This window comes from Variovorax sp. GW821-FHT09D05 (genome assembly GCF_059416325.1).
On record NZ_JBWKOZ010000014.1, the window covers coordinates 1 to 23,290 of the forward strand.

The window sequence follows — 23,290 nt, forward strand, 5'->3', positions numbered from 1 at the left end:
CAACACCCCAGAAGAAGCACCAACTGCCTCGAACACCAGTGGCATTCATCAGCGAAGCCCACGAGTATATGACAGATTTGGAGGTGCCATCAACCTCCAAGAACTTTTTTCGCCCAAGTTCCGAGGCACCTCCTCGAAGACTACGCTCCCCCATAAAGAAAGCCGCCCGAGGGCGGCTTTCTTACATACAGCAAGTTGCTACTTAGTAATAGCGCGAGCTGTTCATGCGGCGCATCGCTTCATAGAGCGTGGGCATGCGCACTTCCTGCGAACGGGTGCTCATGCGGGCCAGCGCGTCGATCTTGGCAGCCTCAGCGGCAGGCAACGTGCCTTCCGATTGCTGGCGCCACATCGCAGCCTGCAGCTCTTGCATCACGCGCGGGTCGCTCTTCGCGGTTTCCAGGAAGCGGGCGTCGGCGCGGGCAGCGGCACGGCGTTCGGCTGCAGCGCGCCAGGCACCGGCGATGCTGCTTTGGCGCACCGAGCCTGCGAACAGCGCAAACAAGGCGATGGCTGCGACGCAGAACACAGTCCAGGCAGCGAGTAGACCGCCTTCGTTCCAGTTGGAAACGAGCGAGTCAGTCACCACCAGCACGGCCGCCGCGATGGCGACGATCAGCAGAGCAACGAGCGGACGGGCGCCATTGGCACCGGCGCGGGCGGCCTGGATCTGGCCGAACAGGACTTCGGCGCGACGCACGCCGGGGTGGACAGTAGGTTGGTCAACGTGAACGAAGCTAGTCATGATGCATCCCTCCTGGGACAGTGGTAATCAGTGGTGGCGAACAAGGCCGATGTAGTGATATTAGGGATTACCCCAGTGTTCGTCCACTTTATCTTTCTGATGTTTATCATTCATAAGACTGATGGATGTCAACTTTCGCACACTCGACCTCAACCTGCTTCGCGTCTTCGACGAGGTGATGGCGGAGCGCAACCTCACGCGCGCCGCCCGCAACCTCTCGATCACGCAACCGGCGGTAAGCAATGCGCTGCGGCGCTTACGTGAAGTACTGGGGGACGAGCTGGTGCGGCGCTCCGGCGCCGGCGTGGAGCCCACGCCACGGGCGCTGGCCCTCTGGCCGACCGTGCGCGATGCCCTGCGCCAGCTGCAGCACACACTGGCTCCCGGCGAGTTCGATGCAGGCACCGCCGACACCACCTTCCTATTAGCGATGGCCGACGCCACCGCAGCCGAACTCATCCCGGGCCTGGTGCAGATCGCCGAAAAGGAAGCGCCCGCCATTTCGTTGCGCGTGCTGCCGCTGACCACACGCGATCCGCGCCGCATGCTGGAGCTGGAAGAGGTCGACATGGCCGTCGGCTATTTCCCGGCGGTGATCGCCAGCCTCGCGGCGCGCGGGCAATCTGGGGTAGGGGTGCCGTTCGAGACCCAGCGGCTCTACCTGGGTCAGTATGTATGCGTGATGCGGCGCGGCCATCCGCTTGCGAGCGCACCCCTCACGCTCGATGACTACTGCGCAGCGCGACACCTGCTGGTGAGTTTTTCGGGGAGGCCCTACGGCTTCATCGACCAGACGCTGGGCGCCTTGGGGCGCGAGCGGCGCATCGTGGTGACGGTGAACCAGTTCTTCACGGCCGGCCGGGTGGTCGCCAATTCAGACCTGCTGACCGTGCTGCCCCGTCACTTCGTGACGGTGACCGGCATCGACGATCAATTGGTGCTGCGCGACCTGCCCTTCGACCAGCCGCCGGTGCACGTGGATGCCATCTGGCATCGGCGCGCCCAGCATGGGCATTCGCACGAGTGGCTGCGCAATGCGCTGTTGCGCTCGGCAGCCGCGGCTTTCGCCGGATCGGTCCTCGGGCAGAAAGTGCCCGGCTGACCGGGTTCGCTTAGCGGACGACGCTGAGCCAGGCGCTGGCTGCGGCGCGCAGTTCCTGCGCGTGGTGGGCTCCGCGGCCGGCGCGCATATCGGCGCTTTCCATCAGCGCTGCGGCGTGGCTGGCCGGAGCATTGGCGCTGGAAGAACGGAAGAAACGGGCCACTTGGGCAATGAGGCTGAACATGACGGTGCGCGGCTCGTGGCTGCGCTGGAGTGGTTGATGTTTCAAGAATAAGGGTTATCCCTAGTTAATCAAGCCAAACCTTATGCACTTCACGCATGGGGCAATTCACCTAGACTGGCCCGACGATGAAGCTGCAACTGCTCTCCGACCTGCATCTGGAGTCCCATCCCCGCTTCCATGCCGAGCCCGTGCCGGGCGCCGACATGCTGATCCTGGCGGGCGACATCGGCTCCTACCAACAAGGCTCCCGCCTGACCGATACCGATTTCGGTCTGGGCCGCTTTTCGCCCCGCAACGGCTGGCCAGTGCCGGTTGTCTACGTGCCGGGCAACCACGAGTACGACAACGTCGACTTCGACGAGACCCACGACCGCCTGCGCACGCTCTGCGAAGAACTCGACATCCTCTGGCTGGAGCGCGAAACCCGGGTAATCGACGGCATCCGCTTCGCGGGCACCACGCTGTGGGCCGACTTCGACGCACTGGCCGAACCCACCGACAGCCTGGCCGAGGCGCTCAAGAAACGTGGCAAGGCCATGCGCGCGGCCGATTTCTATCTTGAAAAAGCAGCCACCATGCGTAACGGCGAACTCTTCCTCGCCGCGCAGCTGCGCGACCAGGCGCTGGCCTGCCAGGCCTGGCTCACCCAGGCGCTGGCCGAACCTTTCGACGGCACCACGGTGGCCATCACCCACTTTGCGCCGAGCCTCGAAAGTGCTGACCCGCGTTACGGCCTGACACCCGGCACGGCCGGCTTCTGCAATGCGCTCGACGAGTTGCTGCCCCATGCGAAGCTGTGGCTGCACGGCCACCTGCACTGTCCGTCCGACTATGTGAAGAACGGCTGCCGCGTGGTGGCCAACCCGCTGGGCTACGCACGCAACGGCGAACAGGAAGGCTACAAGCCCCAGTTGCTTATCGACGTGCGCTGACCGGCCGCACCGTCGCGCAGACGGTAACGGCCAGCAACGCGTTCGCCACCACGGCTGTGTAGACTGGCCGAGCCCATCTCACCGATGGAGGAGAGCGCCATGACGCAACAGCAACAACAACGACGCAACTTCCTGCAGCAGACCGCCGGCGCCGCCGCGGCCACTGGATTGCTCTCCTTGTGGCCCCGGGCCTTCGCCCAGGGACCGAACGAAACCGCCGGCAGGGCCATGGGCCAGCTGTCGATAGCCGAAATGTCGCGCCGCCTCGCCGCCGGCACCCTCAGCAGCAGCCAACTAGTAGAAGAAGCACTGGCCGCCATCCAGAACCCCGCGGGCGAAGGCGCGCGCACCTTCATCCGCGTGCACGCCGATTCGGCCCGCGCCACCGCGGCACGGCTCGACGCCGAGCGCAAGAGCGGCCGCCCGGCCGCCTCGCCGATCGCCGGCATCCCGATCTCCCTGAAGGACCTGTTCGACGAAGCCGGCATCACCACGCTCGGCGGCTCGATGGTGCTGGCCGGCCAGCCGCCGGCGGCGCGCGATGCCCTCGTGGTCGAGCGGCTGCGACGCGCCGGCGCGATCATCATCGGGCGCACCAACACGGTCGAGTTCGCCTACACCGGTCTGGGCGTCAACCCGCACTACGGCACGCCGAAAAACGTCTACGACCGCGCAACAGGCCGCATCCCGGGCGGCTCGACCTCGGGCGGCGCGATCTCGGTGACCGACGGCATGGCGGCCGGCGCCATCGGCACGGACACCGGCGGATCGCTGCGCATCCCGGCGGCGCTCAACGGGTTGGTGGGCTTCAAGCCGACGCAGCGGCGCATTCCGCTCGACGGCGTGATGCCGCTGTCGACCTCCTTCGATTCGGCCGGCCCGATGGCCTGGACGGTAGAAGACTGCGCCCTGCTCGACGCCGTGCTGGCCGCCGAACTGCAGCGCCCGCTGCGTGTGCTTCCGCTGCGCGGCCTGCGCTTCGCGGTGCCCAAGACCTTCTTCCAGGACGATCTGTCGCCGCCCGTGGCCGCGGCATTCGCGTCGGCGCTGGCCAAGCTCTCGGCCGCCGGCGCCACGGTCACCGAACTGCCGATGACCGAGTTCGCGAAGGCGCCGACCATCAACCCGCGCGGCATGATCACCGCCGCCGAAGCCTTCACCTGGCACCGCGACTTCATCAAGACAGGTGCCGCCAAGTACGACCCGCGCGTGCTGGCCCGCATCAAGACCGGCGAAACCATCACCGCGCCTGACTATCTGCAGCTGCAGGCGCTGCGCCGCCAGTTCATCCGTTCGATCAACACGGCCGCCGTGGGCTACGACGCGATGCTGACGCCCACCACGCCCGATATCGCTCCGCCGATCGCCGAGGTTCTGAAGGACGACGACACCTACTACCGCATCAACGGCCGCATGCTGCGCAACCCCTCGGTGGTGAACCTGTTCGACGGCTGCGCGCTCTCGGTGCCCTGCCACGACGCGGGCACGGCGCCGGTCGGGCTGATGGTGGCCAGCATCGGCAACACCGATCACCGGCTGCTCGCGGTGGGCGCGGCGGTGGAAGCCGTGGTGACGCCGCGGCGCGCGCTCAGCAGCTAGCGCGCGGCCAGGCCGTCGAAGCAGGTTGCGAGCACAAGCTCGACGATCTGCTCGTCTGTCTGCAGCCCGCCGGCCTTCAGGAAACCGAGCACCGGATCACAGGCGCGTGCGAACAACGTGTAGAGCACGGCAATCGCCGGCAGCTTCGGGTTGAGCGAGCCGTCGGCCTGCGCCGCCTGGATCCAGCCGCCGAGCTGGTCGCTGATGGTGACCAGGCGGTCGAGATATCCCCGGTTGTTCATCAGCGCGGCGCGCAGGCTCGAGTTCTGGTGCGGCAGCGAAGGCATCTCGCCGGCCAGCTGCATCTGCATGGCCCAGCGCACCACGGCGCGCAGCTTGTCGACGGTCTTGTCCTCGGCCGGCACCGCGGCAAGGAAATCCAGCGTGCGCTGCATGATGCGCACCATCGCTGCGGCGGCCAGGTCCTCCTTGCTGGGAAAGTGCTTGTAGAGGCTGGCCTTGGCGATGCCGACCGTTGCGGCCACCTCGTCGACCGTCATCGATTCGAAGCCCTTCTCGGCGAGCAGGCGGTTCGCGGTCTGCACGATGGCCTCCTCGCGGGCCTGCAGCATCTGTTCCTTGAACGAGGTCTTGGCGGGGGCGGTGGCACTCATGCCGGAAATTCTAGTCTCGCCCGTCGCCGAGCAAACGGCATGGATGCCGAAATACCAGCCAGTCTTATACAGACCCGCCGGTTTGCCCGATCTCAGGCGCCCCTGCCCTTGGACACCAGGCGGATGCCTGGCATCAGCTCGGCCGCCAGTTCCGGGCGCTCCAGCGCGTAGTCGAGGTTCATGCGCGCGATCTCGACGTGCTCCTCGCCCAGCGCCTGCGCCCGCGCCCCTTGCCCGCGCTCGATGGCCTGCACGATCGCGTGATGCGTGCGGTGCGCCTGCCGCATCCATTGCTGGCCCTCTTCCATCGACGACTGCATCGGCAGCATCGCGCTCGGGGCAGCAAAGGGCTGGCCGCCCAGCATGTCCATCACCCGCTTGAGCGCGAGATTGCCGCAGCCTTCGACGATCAGCTTGTGGAAGCGGTCGTTCATTTCGACGTAGGCCGCGTAGTCGTCGATCTCCATGCTGGGCTTGTTCACGGCGCGGTCGCCGTCTTCCAGGCACTCTTTCAGGTCGCGCAGCAGCTGGCGCGATGCACCGTCTTCGGCCAACAGGCGCGCGGCGAAGCCTTCGATCACGCCGCGCACGCGGATGGCGTCGGCCACTTCCTGCGAGGTGAAGCGGCGCATCTGGTAGCCGCCGCTGGGCGATTGCTCGATCAGCCCTTCGTGCTCCAGACTGGCCAGCGCGAGCCGCACCGGGGTGCGCGAGGCTTCGAGCTTCTCGGCGAGCGGGATCTCGGCCAGCCGCTCTCCGGGCACGAATTCGCCCTTGAGGATCATGTCGCGCAGTTGCACGAGCACGCGGGATTGTTGGGAGTCCATCGGCGGATTCTAGGAGACGAGCCCGACACTGCACGCAGCATATTTAGCTTGGCTCGGTTGTTGCATGCATTGCGCCACAACAAGTGTCGAAAACTAACGAGCAGCTCAGCGTTTACCCTGATTTTTGCCTCTTCAAGCCCCGAATCGGGGCGAAATCGCAGATGAAAGTTTGACCCGGATCGAGGATCACCAAGACAATGCATACAGTTGCATGCAATGACTGCAAGCCTCTTTCCACAGTCCCCACGATGGAGCCCGCACGATGATCAGCGCAGAGCAGAACGATTTCATCACCCGCGTCGGACCCGGCGCGCCCGCCGGCAAGCTGCTGCGCCGCTACTGGCAGCCGGTGGCCCTGGCCGACGAACTTGCGGGCCCGCGCCCGGTCAAGCCCGTGAAGCTCATGGGGCAGGACTTCGTCCTGTTCCGTGACGAGAACGGCCAGCTCGGCATGCTCGACCGCGACTGCCCGCACCGAGGCGCCGACCTCGCCTTCGGCCGGCTCGAAAACGGCGGCCTGCGCTGCGCCTTCCACGGCTGGCTGTTCGACGCCAAGGGCAATTGCCTCGAAACCCCCGCCGAGCCCGCCACCAGCAAGCTGTGCAGCCGCATCAAGCAGTCGGCCTATCCGGTGGTCGAGAAAAGCGGCGTCGTCTTCGCGTTCATCGGCGAGGGCGAGCCGCCCGCCTTCCCCGAGTTCGACTGCTTCGTCGCGCCCGACAGCCACACCTTCGCGTTCAAGGGCCTGTTCGAATGCAACTGGCTGCAGGCGCTCGAAGTGGGCATCGACCCGGCACACGCCTCGTACCTGCACCGCTTCTTCGAGGACGAAGACACCTCCGGGAGCTACGGCAAACAGTTCCGCGGCGCGTCGGCCGACTCCGACATGCCCATCACCAAGGTGCTGCGCGAGTACGACCGTCCCGACATCAGCGTGGAGCCCACCGACTACGGCTTCCGCCTGAAGGCGCTGCGCAAGCTGTCCGAAGACACCACCCACGTGCGCGTGACCAACGTGGTGTTCCCGCAGGCTTTCGTGATCCCGATGAGCGCGGAGATGACCATCTCGCAATGGCACGTGCCGGTGGACGACACGCACTGCTACTGGTACGCCATCTTCACCAGCTTCACCGGCCCGGTCGACAAGCGGCAGATGCGCGACCAGCGCCTGAAGCTCTACGAGCTGCCCGACTACACCTCGCGCAAGAACAAGCGCAACAACTACGGCTACAGCATCGAAGAGCAGCTGACCGAAACCTACACCGGCATGGGCGACGACATCAACGTGCACGACCAGTGGGCGGTGGAGTCGCAAGGCGCCATCCAGGACCGCACGCGCGAGCACCTGGGCAGCACCGACAAGGGCATCATTGCCTACCGCCGCGTGCTGGTGAAGGCCATCGAAGCCACGCTGGCCGGCGAGAGTGCGCCGATGCTCATCGACGCCGCACAGGCCAGCGCAATGACCGGCCCGCCCTCCATCGACGGCATCGGCCGCAACGTCAGCGACGAGGCAGCCACCGAGGCCTACTGGCAGGACGCCGACCGCGCGCGCCGCCTGAAGTCCGACTGGGCCTCCGCACGGCTCGCCGCCTGAGCACGCACGCCATGAGCAGCAGCCACACATTCGTCGACCGCTTCGGCCTCTGGTCCGACGACCAGCACGCGCAAGCCAGGGAGCTGGTGCGCCGCATCGACAGCGGCGAGGTCGACCTCGTGCGCTTCGCCTGGCCCGACCAGCACGGCATCCTGCGCGGCAAGACGCTCGTTGCCACCGAGGCGCGCTCTGCCCTGTGGGAAGGCGTGAACCTCACCTCCACGCTGCTCGCCAAGGACACCTCGCACAAGACCGTGTTCCCGGTGTTCACGCAAGGCGGCGGCTTCGCCATCGAAGGCCTGCAGGGCGGCGCCGACTTCACCATCGTGGCCGACCCCGCCACCTTCAAGGTGCTGCCGTGGTCGCCGCGCACCGGCTGGGTGATGTGCGACGCCTACATGGCCGACGGCAAGCCCTGCCCCTTTGCCACGCGGCAGATCCTGCAGCGCGCGGTGCGCCAGCTCGACGAGCTGGGGCTGGACTTCATCGCCGGCCTCGAGGTGGAGTTCCACGTCTTCAAGCTCGACGACGCGCGCATGGGCCTGGCCGATTCGGGCCAGCCCGGCGAACCGCCGCGCGTGTCGCTGCTGTCGCACGGCCACCAGTACCTCACCGAGCTGCGCTACGACCGCGTCGACGGGCTGATGGAACTGCTGCGCTCGAACCTCATCGCGCTCGGCCTGCCGCTGCGATCGCTCGAAATCGAATTCGGCCCGAGCCAGTTCGAGCTGACCTTCGGCCCCACCGCCGGCGTGATGCCGGCCGACACCATGGTGCTGCTGCGCAGCGCCATCAAGCAGATCTGCCAGCGCGCCGGGCTGCACGCCACTTTCATGTGCCGCCCGAAGATTCCGAACGTGATGTCCAGCGGCTGGCACCTGCACCAGTCGCTGCGCCGCAAGAGCGACGGCGTCAACGCGTTCATGCCCGAAGCCGAGGGCCAGACCCTCAGCGAGATCGGCATGCATTACCTCGGTGGCCTCAAGGCGCATGCCTGCGGCGCCGCGGCACTGGCAAGCCCCACCATCAACGGCTACCGCCGCTACCGCCCCTTCTCTCTCGCGCCCGACCGAGCGATCTGGGCCAAGGACAACCGCGGCGCGATGCTGCGCGTGCTCGGCGGCGTGGGGCAAAGCGCCTCGCGCATCGAGAACCGCGTGGGCGAGCCGACGGCCAACCCGTACCTGTACCTCGCATCGCAATTGTTCTCGGGGCTCGACGGCATCCGCAACAAGACCGACCCCGGTCCTTCGGCCGATGCGCCGTACGAAACACCGGCAGAGCAACTACCTCGCTCTCTGAGCGACGCCCTCGCCTGCCTGCGCAAGGACGAGATGCTCAACATGCAGATGAGCAAAGTCTTCATCGACTACCTCTGCCACATCAAGGAAGCGGAAATCGCCCGCTTCAACCTCGAAGTCTCGGAGTGGGAACACCGCGAGTACTTCGACATGTTCTGAAAACCATGCCCACGATCCACTACATCCTCAAGGACGGTACCACCCGCGAAGTCGACGCCAAGGTCGGCGCCAGCGTGATGGAGACCGCCATTCGCGGCAACGTGCGCGGCATCGACGCCGAGTGCGGCGGCTGCTGTTCCTGCGCCACCTGCCACGTCTACGTGGACAACGCCTTCATCGACCTGCTGCCGCCGCCCGACGACATGGAGAGCGCGCTGCTCGACGCCGTCGCGTCCGAGCGCAGGCCCGGCTCGCGCCTGAGCTGCCAGCTCAGCGTGACCGCAGCCTTCGATGGCCTCAGGGTCCGCGTGCCCGATACCCAGATTTGAAGGACGGCTCGGGCATCATCGCCCGCTTTGTTTGCATATTCGGTTACATGACAGCGGCGCCCGACGTGGCGCATCCACTCCACCTGAAAGGCGTTTTCCGTGAACCCAACGATGACCAAGAGAACCATCCTCTCGACCCTGCTGCTCGCCGGCCTCGGCCTGCTGGGCGCCACGGCGCACGCCGCCGACGAGCCGCTGCGCATCGGCCTCATCGCCACCTACTCGGGCCCGTACGCCGACTACGGCCGCCAGTTCGACGCCGGCATCGCGCTCTACCTGAAGGAGCACGGCGGCAAGGTGGGCGGCCGCACGGTCGAGATCATCAAGAAGGACACCGCAGGCCCCGCGCCCGACGCTGCCAAGCGCATCGCGCAGGAACTCATCGTGCGCGACAAGGTGAACGTGCTCACCGGCCTGGACTTCAGCCCCAACGCGTACGCCGTGGGCGCCATCGCCACGCAGGCGAAGATTCCGACGATCGTGATGAACGCGGCATCGTCGGCCATCACCACCAGCTCGCCCTACGTGGCGCGCCTGTCGTTCACCGTGCAGCAGGTAACGGACCCGATGGCGCGCTACATGCTCAAGGAAGGCATCAAGGACGCCTACACCGTGGTCGCCGACTACGCCTCGGGCGTCGATGCCGAAACCGCGTTCAAGAAAACCTTCACCGCCGGCGGCGGCAAGGTCTCGGGCGAAGTGCGCACGCCGATGAACAACCCCGACTTCTCGGCCTACGTGCAGCGCATCAAGGACGCCAAGCCCCAGGCCGTGTTCTTCTTCTTCCCCTCGGGCGTGATGCCGCCGGCCTTTTTGAAGGTGTGGAAGGAACGCGGCATGGAGCAGGCCGGCATCAAGCTCTACGCCACGGGTGAAGCCACCGACGACAGCTACCTCGACGCCACCGGCGACGTGGCGCTGGGCCTGGTCACCAGCCACCACTACTCGTTCGCGCACCCCTCGCCCAAGAACCAGAAGTTCGTCAAAGACTTCGCCGCCGACAACGGCGCCAAGCTGCGCCCGAGCTACTTCGCCGTGACCGCCTACGACGCCATGGCCGCCATCGACCTCGCACTGGCCAAGACCAAGGGCGACGCCAGCGGCGACAAGTTCATGGAGGCGCTGAAGGGCCTGAGCTTCGAGAGCCCGCGCGGCCCCATCGAGATCGACCCCGCCACGCGCGACATCGTGCAGACCGTCTACATCCGCAAGACCGAGCGCGTGAACGGCCAGCTGGTGAACGTCGAGTTCGACAAGTTCGACCGCGTGAAGGACCCGGCCAAGGAAGCCGCAGCCAAGTAAGCCAGCCAGTTCGTCAGCCAGCAGGAAATTCATGGGCATCGTGATCTTCGATGGAGTGGCCTACGGCATGCTCCTGTTTCTCATCGGCGTGGGCTTGTCCATCACGATGGGGCTCATGAATTTCGTCAACCTCGCGCACGGCAGTTTCGCGATGGTGGGCGGCTACGCCGCGAGCGTGCTGATGAACCACTTCGGCCTGGGCTTCGGCCTCTCGCTGGCGGCGGCCTTCGTGGCGGCTGCCGTCGCGGGCGCGGTGCTGGAGTTCGTGTTCTACCGTCGGCTGTACCGCGCGCATCCGCTCGACCAGGTGCTGCTGTCGATCGGCGTGGTGTTCGTGTCGATCGCCGCCTTCACGTATTTCTTCGGCCCGACGATGCAGCCCTTCACGCTGCCGCCGGCGCTCGACGGGCAGATGTCGCTGCTGGGCCTCGAAGTGGGCCGCTACCGCCTGTTCCTGATCGTCTGCGGCGTGGCGGTGCTGGCCGCGCTGCTGCTGGGCCTGGGCAAGACCCGCTACGGCGCGATGGTGCGCGCGGCGGTCGACAACCAGCGCGTGGCGGGCGGCACCGGCATCAACGTGCAGCGGCTGTTCTTCCTGACCTTCTCTCTCGGCTGCGGCCTCGCGGGCCTCGGCGGTGCGCTGAGCCTGGGCATGCTGGGGCTGGAGCCGTCGTTCCCGCTCAAGTACCTCGTCTACTTCCTGATGGTGGTGTGCGTGGGCGGTGCGGGCACCGTCACCGGGCCGTTCATTGCGGCGCTGCTGGTCGGCATCGTGGACGTGGCGGGCAAGTACTACCTGCCGGAAGCGGGCGCCTTTCTCATCTACGTTTTCATGATCGTCATGCTGCTGGTGCGGCCAAACGGCATCGTTGCGAAGAAGGGGCTCGCATGAAAGCCCTGCATCTTTCTCCCGCGCACCTGCGCATCGCCGAAATCGCTTTCTGGCTGGCACTCGCGTCGAGCTTCTTCCTGCTGCCCGACAAGCTCACGCTGATGAGCCAGATCATGATCTTCGGCCTGTTCGCCGTGTCGCTCGACATGGCGCTGGGCTACGCGGGCATCCTCACGGTGGGCCACGCGGCCTTCTTCGGCGCGGGCGCCTACGCGGCCGGATTGCTGGCCAAGTACGGCTGGAGCGAGCCCTTCACCGGCTTGCTGTTCGCACTCGCAGTGTGCGGCGTGCTCGGCTATGTATTGAGCTACCTCGTGGTGCGCGGCGCCGACCTCACGCGGCTGATGATCACCATCGGCGTGTGCGTGCTGCTGTACGAGTTGGTCAACCGGCTCTCGGGCATCACCGGCGGCACCGACGGGCTGCAGGGCGTGGTCATCGCGCCGGTGCTCGGTCTCTTCGACTTCGACCTCTACGGCAAGACCGCATTCGGCTATGCCTTCGGCGTGGTGCTCGCGATGTTCCTGCTCGTGCGGCTCGTGCTGCGCTCGCCCTTCGGCCTGGCGCTGCGCGGCATTCACGACAGCCGCAAGCGCATGACGGCCATCGGCTCGCCGGTGGAGGCGCGGCTGCGCATGGCATACGCCTTCTCGGCCGCGGTGGCCGGCGTGGCGGGCGCGCTGCTGGCGCAGACCACGCAGTTCGTCGGCATCGAGTCGATCGGCTTCAACCGCTCGGCAGAGGTACTCATCATCCTGGTGCTGGGTGGTACAGGGCGGCTGTACGGCGGAATGATCGGCGCCATCGTCTACATGCTGGTGCACGACTGGTTCGCGGACATGAACCCGCAGTACTGGATGTTCTGGCTCGGCATCTTCCTTATTGCGGCCGTCATGCTGGGCCGCGGCGGCATCATGGGTGCGCTCTCGCGTTTCGTTCGCATAGGGAAGGCGCGATGAGTTCCACCACCACGCACACGCTGCGCACACACGGCCTGGGCATCCGCTTCGGCGCCTTCCAGGCCGTGAGCGATGTGAACCTCTCGCTCGAACCCGGCGCGCGGCAGGCGCTGATCGGCCCCAACGGCGCGGGCAAGACCACGCTCATCAACCTGCTCACCGGCGTGTTCAAGCCCACCAGCGGCAGCATCCACATGGGCGATCGCGACATCACCCGCCTGCCTGGCGACAAGCGCGCGCGCATGGGCCTGGCGCGCACCTTCCAGATCAACACGCTGTTCCCCAGCCTCACGCCGCTGTTGTCGGTCGTGCTGGCAATCAGCGAGCGCGAAGGGCTGGGTGCCACTTGGTGGCGGCCGCTCAAGGGCTGCACGGCGGTGTTCGACGAGGCGCATGCGCTGCTCGGCACGCTCCGGCTCGACAGCCTCGCCGACGTGCCCGTGGCCGAGCTGGCCTATGGCAAGCAGCGGCTGCTGGAGATCGCGCTCGCACTCGCGGCCAAGCCCCGCATCCTGCTGCTCGACGAACCCGCTGCCGGCGTGCCGGAGGACGAGAGCGGCGAGCTGTTCGAGGCCATCGCTGCGCTGCCGCCCGACATCAGCGTGCTGTTCATCGAGCACGACATGAAGCTCGTCTTCCGCTTCTCGCGCCGCATCTCGGTGCTGGTGGGCGGACGCATCCTGACCGAGGGAACGCCTTCGGAAATCGGCGCCGACCCGCGCGTACGCGAGGTCTATCTCGGAAGTTCACCCCGCCATCACCACCATGCCTGAAGCACTCGCCTTCGATCAGGTCACCGCCGGCTACGGCAATGCAGTCGTGCTCGACCGACTCGGCTTTTCGCTAAAGCAGGGCGAGAGCCTCGCCATCCTCGGGCGCAACGGCGTGGGCAAGACCACGCTGCTCGAAACGCTGATGGGCAACACCCGCGTGATGCAGGGCTCAATCCGCTGGCAAGGCGCCGACATCACGCGTTGGCCCTCGCACCAGCGCGTCCGCGCGGGGCTGGGCTGGGTGCCGCAGGAGCGCGAGGTGTTCCCATCGCTCACCGTCGAAGAAAACCTCACGGTGATATCGCGGCTCGGCGGCTGGAACCTGAAGCGCGTCTACGACTTCTTCCCGCGCCTGCGCGAGCGGCGCGGCAACTACGGCAACCAGCTCTCCGGCGGCGAACAGCAGATGCTCGCCATCGGCCGCGCGCTGATGACCAACCCCAAGCTGCTGCTGCTCGACGAGCCGATGGAAGGCCTCGCGCCGATCATCGTGGAAGAACTGGCTGCAGCGATCCGCCGGCTGTGCGAGTCGGAAGGACTGGCGTCGATCGTGGTCGAGCAGCATCCGGTGCTCGCGTTGGAGATGACGCACAAGGCGATCGTGCTGGAGCGCGGCACCGTGGTGCATGCGGGGCCGAGCGCGGAACTCGCGGCAGACAGGAATCTGCTCGAAGGCTTGCTCGGCGTGGGAATCGCCGAGCAAGCCTGACGGCGTTCAGCTCAGCATCTGCCCGCGGCTGCCGATGACGGCCACGTCCACGAACTGCCCGCCTTCGCGGTTGGTCCGACCGTAGTTGATCTTCACCCCACCCAGGTCGAAGTTCTCGATGCTCGCCAGCCCCGACATCACCGACGCACGCGTGAGCGAACCACCGGCACGGCGCATGCCTTCAGCCAGCACTGCGGCGTTCAGATAGCCCTCCAGGCTCGTGAGCGAGAAGTCCTTGACGCCGTTGGCCACCATGTCGGCCTGATAGCGGCGCACGATCTCGAACTTGGTCGAGTACGGCGACGGCACCACGATCACGAAGCCCAGGCCCTTGGCCAGGTCGCCCATGGCCGACAGCGCGCTGGCCGTGATCGACAGGCCATAGGCCGAGCTGCTGTTGCCCGCCTCGCGCAGTGCCTTCAGGAACACCGGCGCCGTGCCGGCCAGCCCGACCACCACCACCTGCGGCTTGGCCTTGGCGATCGCTTCGGCGGCGGGGCCCACTTCCATGCTGGTGGTGTTGGGCGTGGTCGCGATCACCGCCGGCTCCAGCTTGGCCTTGGCCAGCGCATTCTTGAAGGCCGCCAGCACCGACTGCCCCAGCGGGTCGTTCGAATGCACGAGGCCGATGCGGCTCTGGCCCAGCACGGCGGCGGTGCTCACGAGCTTGTCGACTTCCTGGTCGTAGTTGGCGCGCACCCAGAAGGTGTTGGGCGAAGCCTTCTTGCGCAGCGCGATCGTGCCGGTGATCGGGCCGACCACGGCCATGCCGGGCACAGCGTCCATCACCTCGGCTGTCTGGCGCGTGCCCAGCGGGTGCAGCAGCGCGAGCACGGAGCTGTCTTTCTCGAAGGCCAGCGCGTTGGCCTTGGCCACGTCGGGCTTGAAGGTGTCGTCGGCCATCACGAGCTCGACCTTGGTGCCGTTGATGCCACCCGCCTTGTTCAGCGCATTGAAGAACGCGCTCGAACCCTGGAACAGCCCCTGCCCGTTGGCCTTCTCGACGCTGCTGTTGTCGAAGGTGGTGCCGATGCGCACCGGCCGGTTCTGCGCAAGCGCCGGAAAACCCAGGCCCGCGGCGGCGGTTGCTGCGGCCAGCCCGGTCAGCGCACGCCGACGGCTGGTGGAAAGCGGCGCAATCGACTCGCGCGGCACGGGAACGGTCATGGTCGAAGTCTCCAGGAGGTAATGCGTTAGTGACAAAAATTCACATTCTTTCAAGGAATGTAACGCACCCACTCTCCACCTGAGATGACAGCGGCAGCTACTTCGCTAAAGCAGCTCTTCGCCCACGATGGGCAACAGCAGCCAGTTCTTGAAGCGCAGCCAGAGGAATTCGCCGGGCTCGTCCTCGTGGACGATGTCGCCGCCGGCGTCGTCGTACTCCAGCCATTGCACGCGCCGGCCGTTGGGCCCGAGCCGCAGCCGGTAGCCGAGGTTCACGCGCTCGCCCGACATGAGCTTGTTGTAGTCCTGCACCAGCTCGGGACTGTCGATGACCAGGCCGATCTCGGTGTTGACGGCGGCCGAGCGGTGGTCGAGGTTCATCGAGCCGACGAAGAAGCGCTCGTTGTCGACGATTGCCAGCTTGGCGTGCAGCCGGCTGATCGACTTGCCGAAGTCGCCGAAGCGGCCCGAGCTGCCGCTTAGGGTGGGCGCGATCTCGAAGATGGTGACGCCGATCTTCAGCATGTCGGCGCGGTAGCGCTCGTAGCCCGCATAGGCCAGCGGCTCGTCTGTCGCGCCCAGCGAGTTGGTCACGACCGTGATGCGCCCGCCCTTGGCGATGCACGCCCGCATTTCCTCCAGGCCCTTGGGGCCCGGAATGAAGTACGGCGAGGCAATGACGACCTCGCGCCGCGTCGCGTTGATCACGCTGAGCGCGCCTTCGGTCACGCTGCCGATATAGGCCTCGTCGGCCTTGCGCGTGATCTTGTCGGGGTCGTCGATGAACAGCGTGGCCGGCGCCCAGTAGCGGTCGAGCTTGCCGGTGATGAGCTGCTCGCCCACGGGTGACTTGTTGAGCACGTCGCGCGGGCGAATGGGCACGTCGGGCACGGCCGTGCGCGCAATTTCGTCGAAGCGCCGCTGCGCCGCCTCGCGCGTCATGCCGCGCAGGGGCGCGATGCGCTCGATGGGCCATGCGTGCGAGCTGTTCCAGTAGCGGTCGAAGCCTTCGGACATCTGCCGCACGACCGGGCCGCTGGAAATCACGTCCATGTCGATGAAGTTCGCGGCCGTGCTGCGCATGAAGTACTCGTTGCCGATGTTGCGGCCGCCCGACACGGCAAAGCTGTTGTCGGCCACCAGCAGCTTGTTGTGCATGCGGTGGTTGATGCGGCCGAAGTCGGTCAGCGACATGAGCAGCCGCGTGCCGAGCGAACTGGCGCGCGAAGGCAGCGGGTTGAACAGCCGCACCTCCACATTGGGAAAGGCCGCGAGCGTGCCGAACAGCTCGTCCTCGCCGCCGGTGTAGAGGTCGTCCACCAGCAGGCGCACCCGCACGCCACGCGCCGCGGCCTCGCGCAGTTCGCGCAGGAACAGCAGGCCGATGTCGTCGCGCTGCACCAGGTAGTACTGCACGTCGAGCGACTTCTCGGCATGCCGCGCAAGCGAGATGCGGGCGTCGAAGGCAAACGCCGCCTCGGGCAGCAGCCGGAAGCCCGACAGCGCGGTGGAATCGCCCGGCGCGCCCTTGGCCGCCAGTTGCCCCAGTTCTGTCTGCGCCACGTCGGTGAACGCCGTGACGTTCGCCTTCGGCTCGGGCGGCGGCAGGCTGACGCAGCCGGTGAGCCAAATGGCCGCCAGGACGCTCAGGCAGGCGGCAAAACGACGGACGATGAGGGCGCGCATGGCCCGAACTGTAGCTCGCGGCGAGCCCGGATGGCGGCCCTATCATCGAAGCGAAACAAAAGGAAAAGAAGCGTGCTCAACGGCTTGTGGCTTGGTTTCTTCGGGGTGGCGGCACTGGCGGCGCTGGGGCGGTGGCTCATCGGCGGCGACCCGACCGTGTTCGCGGCGCTGGTCGAGAGCCTGTTCGCGATGGCGCGGCTGGCGGTCGAGGTGATGGTGCTGCTGTTCGGCACGCTCACGCTGTGGCTGGGCTTTTTGCGCATCGCCGAGGCCGCGGGGCTGGTCGGCTGGCTCGCACGGCTGCTGGGGCCGCTGTTCCGGCGGCTCATGCCGGGCGTGCCGGCGGGGCATCCGGCGCTCGGGCTCATCACGATGAACTTCGCGGCCAACGCGCTGGGGCTGGACAACGCCGCCACGCCCATCGGCCTGAAGGCGATGCGCGAACTGCAGCGGCTGAACCCCGACCCGGTGACGGCCACCAACGCGCAGATCCTCTTCCTGGTACTTAATGCCTCGTCGCTGACCTTGCTGCCGGTCACCATCTTCATGTACCGCGCACAACAGGGCGCGGGCGACCCGACGCTGGTGTTTTTGCCGATCCTGCTGGCTACCAGTGCCTCGACGCTGGTCGGGCTGCTCTCGGTGGCGGTGGCGCAGCGCCTGCGGCTGTGGGACCCGGTGGTGCTGGCCTACCTGCTGCCGGGCGCGCTGCTGCTGGGCGGCTTCATGGCGCTGCTGGGCACGCTGTCGGCGGCGGCCATTGCGTCGCTGTCTTCGCTGCTGGGCAACCTCACGCTATTCGGCGTGATCGTCGTGTTCCTGCTGGCCGGGGCGATACGCCGCATCAAGGTGTACGAGTGTTTCATCGAAGGCGCGAAGGAAGGCTTCGACATCGCGAAGAACCTGCTGCCGTACCTCGTCGCGATGCTGTGCGCGGTCGGCGTACTGCGCGCTTCGGGCGCGCTCGACTTCGCGTTGAACGGCCTGCGCTGGCTGGTGAACGCCGGCGGCTTCGACGCTCGTTTCGTCGACGCCATGCCCACCGCGCTGGTCAAGCCCTTCTCGGGCAGCGCGGCGCGCGCGATGCTGATCGAGACCATGAAGAGCCAGGGCGTCGACAGCTTTCCCGCGCTGGTGGCCGCCACCATCCAGGGCAGCACCGAAACCACCTTCTACGTGCTGGCCGTGTATTTCGGCGCCGTTGGCATCCAGAGAGCGCGGCATGCGGTGGCCTGCGCGTTGCTGGCAGAGCTGGCCGGTGTTGTGGCGGCTGTCGCGGTCTGCTATTGGTTCTTTGGCTAGGACTCGGCGTTGTTTCGGGGCGCGATCACGCCGACGGGGTACCTTGCTCCGCGAATGTCCTCCGGCCTGCGGCCTCCTCCTTTATTTCGCTGCGCAAGGCACCCCATCGACGTGATCGTTCAGAGCACTTGTTGATAGGTCGGCATGAGCGCTGCGTCCATGTGCGAATGGCACCGGGTGCTCCCCGCAGCGAAATAAAGGAGGAGGCCGCAGGCCGGGGGACATTCGCGGAGGGGAGTACCCGGTGCCATTCGCACACCCCCCGAACCCTCACTTCCGCGGCTCGACAACAGGAAACATCGGCTCGAAGGTATCGAGCATCGACAGCAGTTCACCCAGCTTCGCCCGGTCACCATCGATCTTCACCTTGCCCGCCAGCACCGCAGCAGGAAAGCTCGTCTCCTTCAGCGTGACTGCATCGAGCGTGGCGCGGCTCAGCGTGACCGTGGCATCGGCTCCCGGCTGCTGACCGGCGATGTGCGTGAGCGCGGAGTTCTCCAGCGTCAGCACGAACTGCTGGTTCGAATCGGTGAAGTTCCAGTTGATGACCATCTTCTTGCCCTCGGCTTTGGCCGCATCGAGCCGCACGCCGAGGAAGTCGAAGAACAGGTCGTTGCTCACCGCCTTCAGCGTGTCGGCGTTGGAGCTGTTGCCGCCCGGAATCTTCGGCACGCCATTGCGCAGCTCCATCGCACCCACCAGATACGCGCTGCGCCAGGTGCCGGCCTCCGACTGGTAGCCCATCTGCTCGAGCGCATCGGCGCCCAGCTCGCGGGCCGCGCGGTTGGCCGGGTCTGCGTACACCAGCTGGCTCATCGCGCTGGCCACCCAGCGGAACTCGCCCTTCTTGAAGTCTTCGCGCGCACGCGCCAGCACCGCGTCTGCGCCGCCCATGTACTCGACCGTCTTCTTCGCATAGGCCACCGGCGGCAGCGGGTTCAGGTTGGCGGGGTTGGCGTCGTACCAGCCCAGGTACTTCTGGTACACGGCCTTGGCGTTGTGCCGCAACGTGCCGTAGTAGCCGCGCGCGGACCACTCCTGCTCCAGGCTCGCGGGCATGCGCAGCGTTTCTGCGATGTCGGCCGACGTGTAGCCCTGGTTGAGCAAGCGCAGCGACTGGTCGTTGATGAACTTGTACATGTCGCGCTGCTTCTTCAGCAGATCGACGATGCGCTCGCCCCCGAAGGTGGGCCAGTGGTGCTGGGCGATGAGCACGTCTGTCTTGTCGCCGAAGGCCACGCGCGCCTCGTCGATGTACTTCGACCACAGGTTGCCGTCGCGCACCTCCGCGCCGCGGATGGTGTAGAGGTTGTGCATGTTGTGCGTCACGTCCTCCGCCATGTTCAGCACGCGGAACTGCGGCAGGTACATGATCATTTCCGACGGCGCCTCCGAGCCCGGCACGAGCTTGAAGACGAACTGCACGCCGTCGATGGTGCACTCTTCGGTCGGCTTGTCGATTGTGGCCGTGGGCGCAATCAGCGAAATGGTGCCGCGCGCCAGCGCCTTGCCCAGGCCCGTGTCGACCTGCCCGCGCGCGCCCGGCGGCAGCAGCGTGCCGAACTGGTACTGCGAGCGCCGGCTCATCGCATTGCCCGCGAGGATGTTCTCGGCCACGGCCGTTTCCATGAAGCCCGAGGGCGCGAGCACCTGCACCTTGCCGGCCTTCACGTCGGCCTCGTCGATCACGCCCTTCACGCCGCCGAAGTGATCGGCATGGCCGTGCGTGTAGATCACCGTGCCCACCGGCTTGTGCGGGCGGTGCTGGTAGTACAGGGCAAGCGCGGCGCGCGCGGTTTCGGCGGCCAGCAGCGGGTCGATGACGATCAGCGAGCTGTCGCCTTCCACGATGGTCATGTTGGCGATGTCGAAGCCGCGCACCTGGTAGACGCGGTCGGTCACCTTGAAGAGGCCATGGATCGCATTGAGCTGCGCCTGGCGCCACAGGCTCGGGTTGACGGTGTCGGCCGCTTCGTTTGCCTTCAGGAAGTCGTAGGGCTTCATGCTCCACACCGGCCGCGTGCCGCTGCCGGGCACCAGCGCATCGGGCACGGTGCCGACGAAGCCGCGCATCGCGTCCTCGAAGTCCTGCCGGTTGGCGAAAGGCAGCGTCTTCGCCATGTCGGCGTTGGCTTGCAGCGTGGAAGGCTCGGGCGCCTTGGGCGCGATCTGCGCGGAGATCGACGGGGCGCCGAGCGCGCAAGCCAGTGCGACGAATGCAGCTGTGGAGAAGGAAGAAGGGGTCATCCGGCAATTCTCCGAAGCGGCAGAAGCATTGGCAAATGCAAAATACGCGCTTCCTTTTTAAGTGAAACGCAAAATGCAGTTGCGCCAGCTCCAGCATCTTGTTGCCCTTGCCGAGCAGGGCAGCTTCGGCCGCGCAGCGCAGGCCGTGCACCTGTCGCAGCCCGCGCTCTCGCGCAGCATCGACACCCTGGAAGACAACCTGCAGGCGCGCCTGATCGACCGGGCCTATGGCACCGTGCGCTTCACGCAAGCCGGCGAGCTCGTGCTGGCGCGTGCCCGCGAACTGCTGGCCGATGCGCAGCAGATCCAGCGCGACGTGCTGCAGCTCGAAGGCCTGGCCATCGGCAGCCTCGCCGTGGGGCTCGGTCCCTTCGCCGCGAGCACGCTCGGGCGCATGGCCCTGTCGCTGATGACGCAGCGCCATCCGCAACTCCTGATGCGCATGGAAGTGGCCGACACCGCCACGCTCAGCGAGCGCCTGCACCGGCGCCAGCTCGACCTGTTCATCGCCGACACGCGCGACCTGAAGAAGCAGCCCGGCCTCAAGCTTGCCCGGCTGCCCGACCTGCCGGTCTCGTTCTTCGTGCAGCCGAAGCACCCGCTGCGCCGGCTGAAGCAGGTAACGCTGGAAAAAGCCATGCGCTATCCCGTGGCCGGCCCCAACCTCCCCGCCGAGGTGGCTGCGTATTTCGACAGCCAGATCCAGCGCGACGACCGCGGCGTGTTCAACGTCACCTGCGACGACGCCGGCACCCTGCGCCACCTGGCCCTGACCGCCAACGCGGTCATCCTCGCGCCCCACGCGCCGGCCCTGAACACCGACACCAACGCCCTCGTGCCACTGCCGGTGGCCGGCTTTGCCCGCATGCAGACGCACTACAGCCTGGTGACGCTCGCGGGCCGAACGCCCTCGGCCGCCGCCACCGTCTATACCCGCCTGGTGACAGAGTTGATGGGCCCGGTCAGGCAGCCCGCCGGGCGCTGAGCCAAAATGGCCCTCCTGCCGACCACCGCCCAGCCTCTTTCGTGACCACTCCCCGCCGGGCCCAGCCGCCCTCCTTTTCGACCGACGAGTTTCGTGAATCGCTCGGCATGTTCGCCACCGGCGTCACCGTGGTCACTGCGCGCGCGGCCGACGGCACGCTGGTCGGCCTCACCGCCAACTCGTTCAACTCGGTGTCGCTGGCACCGCCGCTGGTGCTGTGGAGCCTTGCACGCGCGGCCGGCTCGATGCCCGCACTGAGCACCGGCTCGCACTACACGGTGAACATCCTGGCGGCCAACCAGAAGGCGCTGGCCGAGCGCTTCGCCACCAAGAACATCGACCGCTGGGCCGACGTGGCCTTCACCGAGGGCCTCGGCGGTGCGCCGGTGCTGGTAGGCGCGGCGGCCAGCTTCGAGTGCTTCAACCGCAGCCGCTATGACGAAGGCGACCACGTGATCTTCGTGGGCGAGGTGGAGCGCTGCACGCACGACGCGGGCGCCTCGCCGCTGCTGTTCCACGGCGGGCGCTTCTACACCGAGCATCCCTTGTAATGAACCGCCCTGCGCTCCTGTCGTCTGTCTTGTTGCTTGCCGCACAGACCGGCATGGCGCAGGAAGCGAGCGGGCCGCTCAAGCAGAACTGGTTCGACGACCCGTTCTTCCAGGTGTCCGCGGGCCTGCCGGCCTGCGCCATGCCCGAGGGGCCGTTCTACACCGCCGAAGAGCGCCGCATGCAGACCCATTCGCGGCTGGAGCGCGGCACCAGCTGCTGGCTGGCCGGCAAATGCACCGACAGCAACGCCTACCGCTACGACAAGCCCCTCGCGCCCAAGGTGCGCGCCGCGCTGCTGGCGGTGCCCGGAGTGAACAAGGGCAGCGTGTGGGTCATGATCCAGCGCCGCTGGGTGTACCTGCAGGGCTGCGTGCCGAACGCGGCGCTGGCGAAGAAGCTGGAACGCGCGGCGCGTGCATTGCCCGATGTCGAGACGGTGGTGCCCGACCTGATGGTGGGCGCGCGGGGCAAGCCGCCCTACCCGCTGGCCGCGAAATAAGGCCCCTGGCACTCAGCTTCCCAATGCCGATTCGTGCCAGTGCCGCAGCAGCAGCCGGCCGATCGCGCTCACCACCAGGAAGAACAGAAAGCCCAGCAGCGTCGCCGCGATCACCTCCGCGAACAGCAGTGCGGTGTACATGCGCCCCTGCGCGAACACGATCTGCACGCCCAGCCCGCCTTCGGCATTGCCCGAGCCGATGATGAATTCGCCCACGATGGCGCCGATCACCGACAACCCTGCCGAGATGCGCAGTCCCGCGAAGATGTGCGGCAGCGCACCCGGCAACCGCAGCTTCCAGAACGACACCAGCCCGCTCGCGCGGTGCAGCGCGAACAGCTCCGCAAGATTGCGCGAGGTCGAGCGCAGGCCAAGCATCGTGTTGTTGATGATGGGGAACAGCGACATGATGAAGCTGACGATCACCACCGACAGCTCGTTGTAGCCGAACCAGAGCACGATGAGTGGCGCGATCGCCACCACCGGCACGGTCTGCAACAGCACCGCGTACGGATACAGGCTGCGCTCCAGCAGCCGCGACTGCGCCAGCACTGCCGCACCCGCGATGCCGAGGAAGATGGCCAGCGCATAGCCCAGCAGCGCCTCCTTCAGCGTAGAGAGCGTCGCGCCCGCGAGCACTGCGGCGTTCTCGGCCGTGGCTGCCGCCACTTCCTGCGGCGACGGCAGCAGATAGCCCTTGCCTTCGTAGACGGTAGCGCTCAGCAGCCACCACAGGCCGATGGCGAGCAGCGCGACGACCAGCACGGGGGCGGCGTTGCGCACGAAGGCGGCGGCCGAAGAAGAAGAATCGGATCGGGTCATCGCCAT

General features: G+C 66.8%; 23 protein-coding genes. 15 read left to right on the forward strand and 8 right to left on the reverse strand.

Translation table 11 applies throughout. From position 1 onward, the window contains the following. Positions 1-202 precede the first annotated feature (202 nt). Positions 203-745, reverse strand: coding sequence for a hypothetical protein (locus AC07O3_RS30575; protein WP_495341114.1), 543 nt, complete (start codon positions 743-745; stop codon positions 203-205). 121 nt (positions 746-866) lie between these two features. Between AC07O3_RS30575 and AC07O3_RS30580 the strand changes: the two genes are divergently transcribed. Further along, positions 867-1,847: a LysR family transcriptional regulator gene (locus AC07O3_RS30580; RefSeq protein WP_093056990.1), complete on the forward strand. Its 981-nt coding sequence runs from the start codon at positions 867-869 to the stop codon at positions 1,845-1,847. A gap of 10 nt (positions 1,848-1,857) precedes the next feature. On the opposite strand, the gene AC07O3_RS30585 is transcribed toward AC07O3_RS30580, so the two are convergent. Continuing rightward, positions 1,858-2,076 (reverse strand): hypothetical protein, encoded by a 219-nt coding sequence (locus AC07O3_RS30585; protein WP_093056991.1) that lies wholly within the window; start codon positions 2,074-2,076, stop codon positions 1,858-1,860. A gap of 80 nt (positions 2,077-2,156) precedes the next feature. Here AC07O3_RS30585 and AC07O3_RS30590 point away from each other — a divergent pair, with 80 nt between their 5' ends. Together AC07O3_RS30590 and AC07O3_RS30595 are read left to right on the forward strand one after the other, a co-directional pair. After that, positions 2,157-2,963 (forward strand): metallophosphoesterase, encoded by an 807-nt coding sequence (locus AC07O3_RS30590; protein WP_495341115.1) that lies wholly within the window; start codon positions 2,157-2,159, stop codon positions 2,961-2,963. Positions 2,964-3,062: 99 nt separating this feature from the next. Further along, complete coding sequence (locus AC07O3_RS30595) at positions 3,063-4,562, forward strand: amidase (RefSeq protein WP_495341116.1); 1,500 nt, start codon at positions 3,063-3,065, stop codon at positions 4,560-4,562. On the opposite strand, the gene AC07O3_RS30600 is transcribed toward AC07O3_RS30595, so the two are convergent. Together AC07O3_RS30600 and AC07O3_RS30605 are read right to left on the reverse strand one after the other, a co-directional pair. Then, a complete protein-coding gene (locus AC07O3_RS30600; RefSeq protein WP_495341117.1) occupies positions 4,559-5,176 on the reverse strand; it encodes a TetR/AcrR family transcriptional regulator in 618 nt (205 codons plus the stop codon). The two genes, AC07O3_RS30595 and AC07O3_RS30600, sit on opposite strands and share 4 nt — an antisense overlap. 92 nt (positions 5,177-5,268) lie before the next feature. Beyond that, positions 5,269-6,003, reverse strand: a complete 735-nt coding sequence (locus tag AC07O3_RS30605) for a GntR family transcriptional regulator (RefSeq protein WP_495341118.1) — start codon at positions 6,001-6,003, stop codon at positions 5,269-5,271. A gap of 262 nt (positions 6,004-6,265) precedes the next feature. On the opposite strand from AC07O3_RS30605, the gene AC07O3_RS30610 reads away from it, so the two are divergent. From AC07O3_RS30610 to AC07O3_RS30645, 8 genes are all read left to right on the forward strand, one after another. Then, positions 6,266-7,600: an aromatic ring-hydroxylating dioxygenase subunit alpha gene (locus AC07O3_RS30610; RefSeq protein ID WP_495341119.1), complete on the forward strand. Its 1,335-nt coding sequence runs from the start codon at positions 6,266-6,268 to the stop codon at positions 7,598-7,600. An 11-nt stretch (positions 7,601-7,611) separates the two neighbouring features. Beyond that, a complete protein-coding gene (locus AC07O3_RS30615) occupies positions 7,612-9,060 on the forward strand; it encodes a glutamine synthetase family protein (protein WP_495341120.1) in 1,449 nt (482 codons plus the stop codon). A gap of 5 nt (positions 9,061-9,065) precedes the next feature. Further along, positions 9,066-9,389, forward strand: a complete 324-nt coding sequence (locus AC07O3_RS30620; protein ID WP_495341121.1) for a 2Fe-2S iron-sulfur cluster-binding protein — start codon at positions 9,066-9,068, stop codon at positions 9,387-9,389. A gap of 111 nt (positions 9,390-9,500) precedes the next feature. After that, positions 9,501-10,691, forward strand: a complete 1,191-nt coding sequence (locus tag AC07O3_RS30625; protein WP_093076621.1) for an ABC transporter substrate-binding protein — start codon at positions 9,501-9,503, stop codon at positions 10,689-10,691. A gap of 31 nt (positions 10,692-10,722) precedes the next feature. Further along, a complete protein-coding gene (locus AC07O3_RS30630; protein WP_093076619.1) occupies positions 10,723-11,583 on the forward strand; it encodes a branched-chain amino acid ABC transporter permease in 861 nt (286 codons plus the stop codon). Further along, positions 11,580-12,542 (forward strand): branched-chain amino acid ABC transporter permease, encoded by a 963-nt coding sequence (locus tag AC07O3_RS30635; protein WP_093174868.1) that lies wholly within the window; start codon positions 11,580-11,582, stop codon positions 12,540-12,542. The genes AC07O3_RS30630 and AC07O3_RS30635 overlap by 4 nt, the downstream gene beginning before the upstream one ends. Next, positions 12,539-13,315: an ABC transporter ATP-binding protein gene (locus AC07O3_RS30640; protein WP_093057001.1), complete on the forward strand. Its 777-nt coding sequence runs from the start codon at positions 12,539-12,541 to the stop codon at positions 13,313-13,315. The genes AC07O3_RS30635 and AC07O3_RS30640 overlap by 4 nt, the downstream gene beginning before the upstream one ends. Then, positions 13,308-14,024: an ABC transporter ATP-binding protein gene (locus AC07O3_RS30645; protein ID WP_354336403.1), complete on the forward strand. Its 717-nt coding sequence runs from the start codon at positions 13,308-13,310 to the stop codon at positions 14,022-14,024. Before AC07O3_RS30640 ends, AC07O3_RS30645 begins: the two co-directional genes overlap by 8 nt. A 6-nt stretch (positions 14,025-14,030) precedes the next feature. On the opposite strand, the gene AC07O3_RS30650 is transcribed toward AC07O3_RS30645, so the two are convergent. Continuing rightward, the gene (locus AC07O3_RS30650) at positions 14,031-15,191 is read right to left on the reverse strand and encodes an ABC transporter substrate-binding protein (protein WP_093057003.1); all 1,161 of its coding nucleotides are present in this window, start codon (positions 15,189-15,191) and stop codon (positions 14,031-14,033) included. A 105-nt stretch (positions 15,192-15,296) separates the two neighbouring features. Next, a complete protein-coding gene (locus AC07O3_RS30655; protein ID WP_093057004.1) occupies positions 15,297-16,877 on the reverse strand; it encodes a phospholipase D family protein in 1,581 nt (526 codons plus the stop codon). Positions 16,878-16,949: 72 nt separating this feature from the next. Between AC07O3_RS30655 and AC07O3_RS30660 the strand changes: the two genes are divergently transcribed. Next, the gene (locus AC07O3_RS30660; RefSeq protein ID WP_093057005.1) at positions 16,950-18,179 is read left to right on the forward strand and encodes a nucleoside recognition domain-containing protein; all 1,230 of its coding nucleotides are present in this window, start codon (positions 16,950-16,952) and stop codon (positions 18,177-18,179) included. A 270-nt stretch (positions 18,180-18,449) separates the two neighbouring features. On the opposite strand, the gene AC07O3_RS30665 is transcribed toward AC07O3_RS30660, so the two are convergent. After that, positions 18,450-20,426: an alkyl/aryl-sulfatase gene (locus AC07O3_RS30665; protein ID WP_495341122.1), complete on the reverse strand. Its 1,977-nt coding sequence runs from the start codon at positions 20,424-20,426 to the stop codon at positions 18,450-18,452. Between the two features lie 61 nt (positions 20,427-20,487). Between AC07O3_RS30665 and AC07O3_RS30670 the strand changes: the two genes are divergently transcribed. From AC07O3_RS30670 to AC07O3_RS30680, 3 genes are read left to right on the forward strand one after another with little or no spacing between them, the layout of a single operon-like run. Further along, a complete protein-coding gene (locus AC07O3_RS30670) occupies positions 20,488-21,411 on the forward strand; it encodes a LysR family transcriptional regulator (protein WP_495341123.1) in 924 nt (307 codons plus the stop codon). A 41-nt stretch (positions 21,412-21,452) separates the two neighbouring features. Beyond that, positions 21,453-21,962, forward strand: a complete 510-nt coding sequence (locus AC07O3_RS30675) for a flavin reductase family protein (RefSeq protein ID WP_093057008.1) — start codon at positions 21,453-21,455, stop codon at positions 21,960-21,962. After that, on the forward strand, positions 21,962-22,462 hold the full coding sequence (locus AC07O3_RS30680) for a BON domain-containing protein (RefSeq protein ID WP_495341124.1): 501 nt from the start codon (positions 21,962-21,964) through the stop codon (positions 22,460-22,462). Before AC07O3_RS30675 ends, AC07O3_RS30680 begins: the two co-directional genes overlap by 1 nt. 12 nt (positions 22,463-22,474) lie before the next feature. On the opposite strand, the gene AC07O3_RS30685 is transcribed toward AC07O3_RS30680, so the two are convergent. Next, positions 22,475-23,284 carry an ABC transporter permease gene (locus AC07O3_RS30685; RefSeq protein WP_495341125.1) on the reverse strand — a complete coding sequence of 270 codons (810 nt, stop codon included), beginning with the start codon at positions 23,282-23,284 and terminating at the stop codon, positions 22,475-22,477. Positions 23,285-23,290 lie beyond the last annotated feature (6 nt).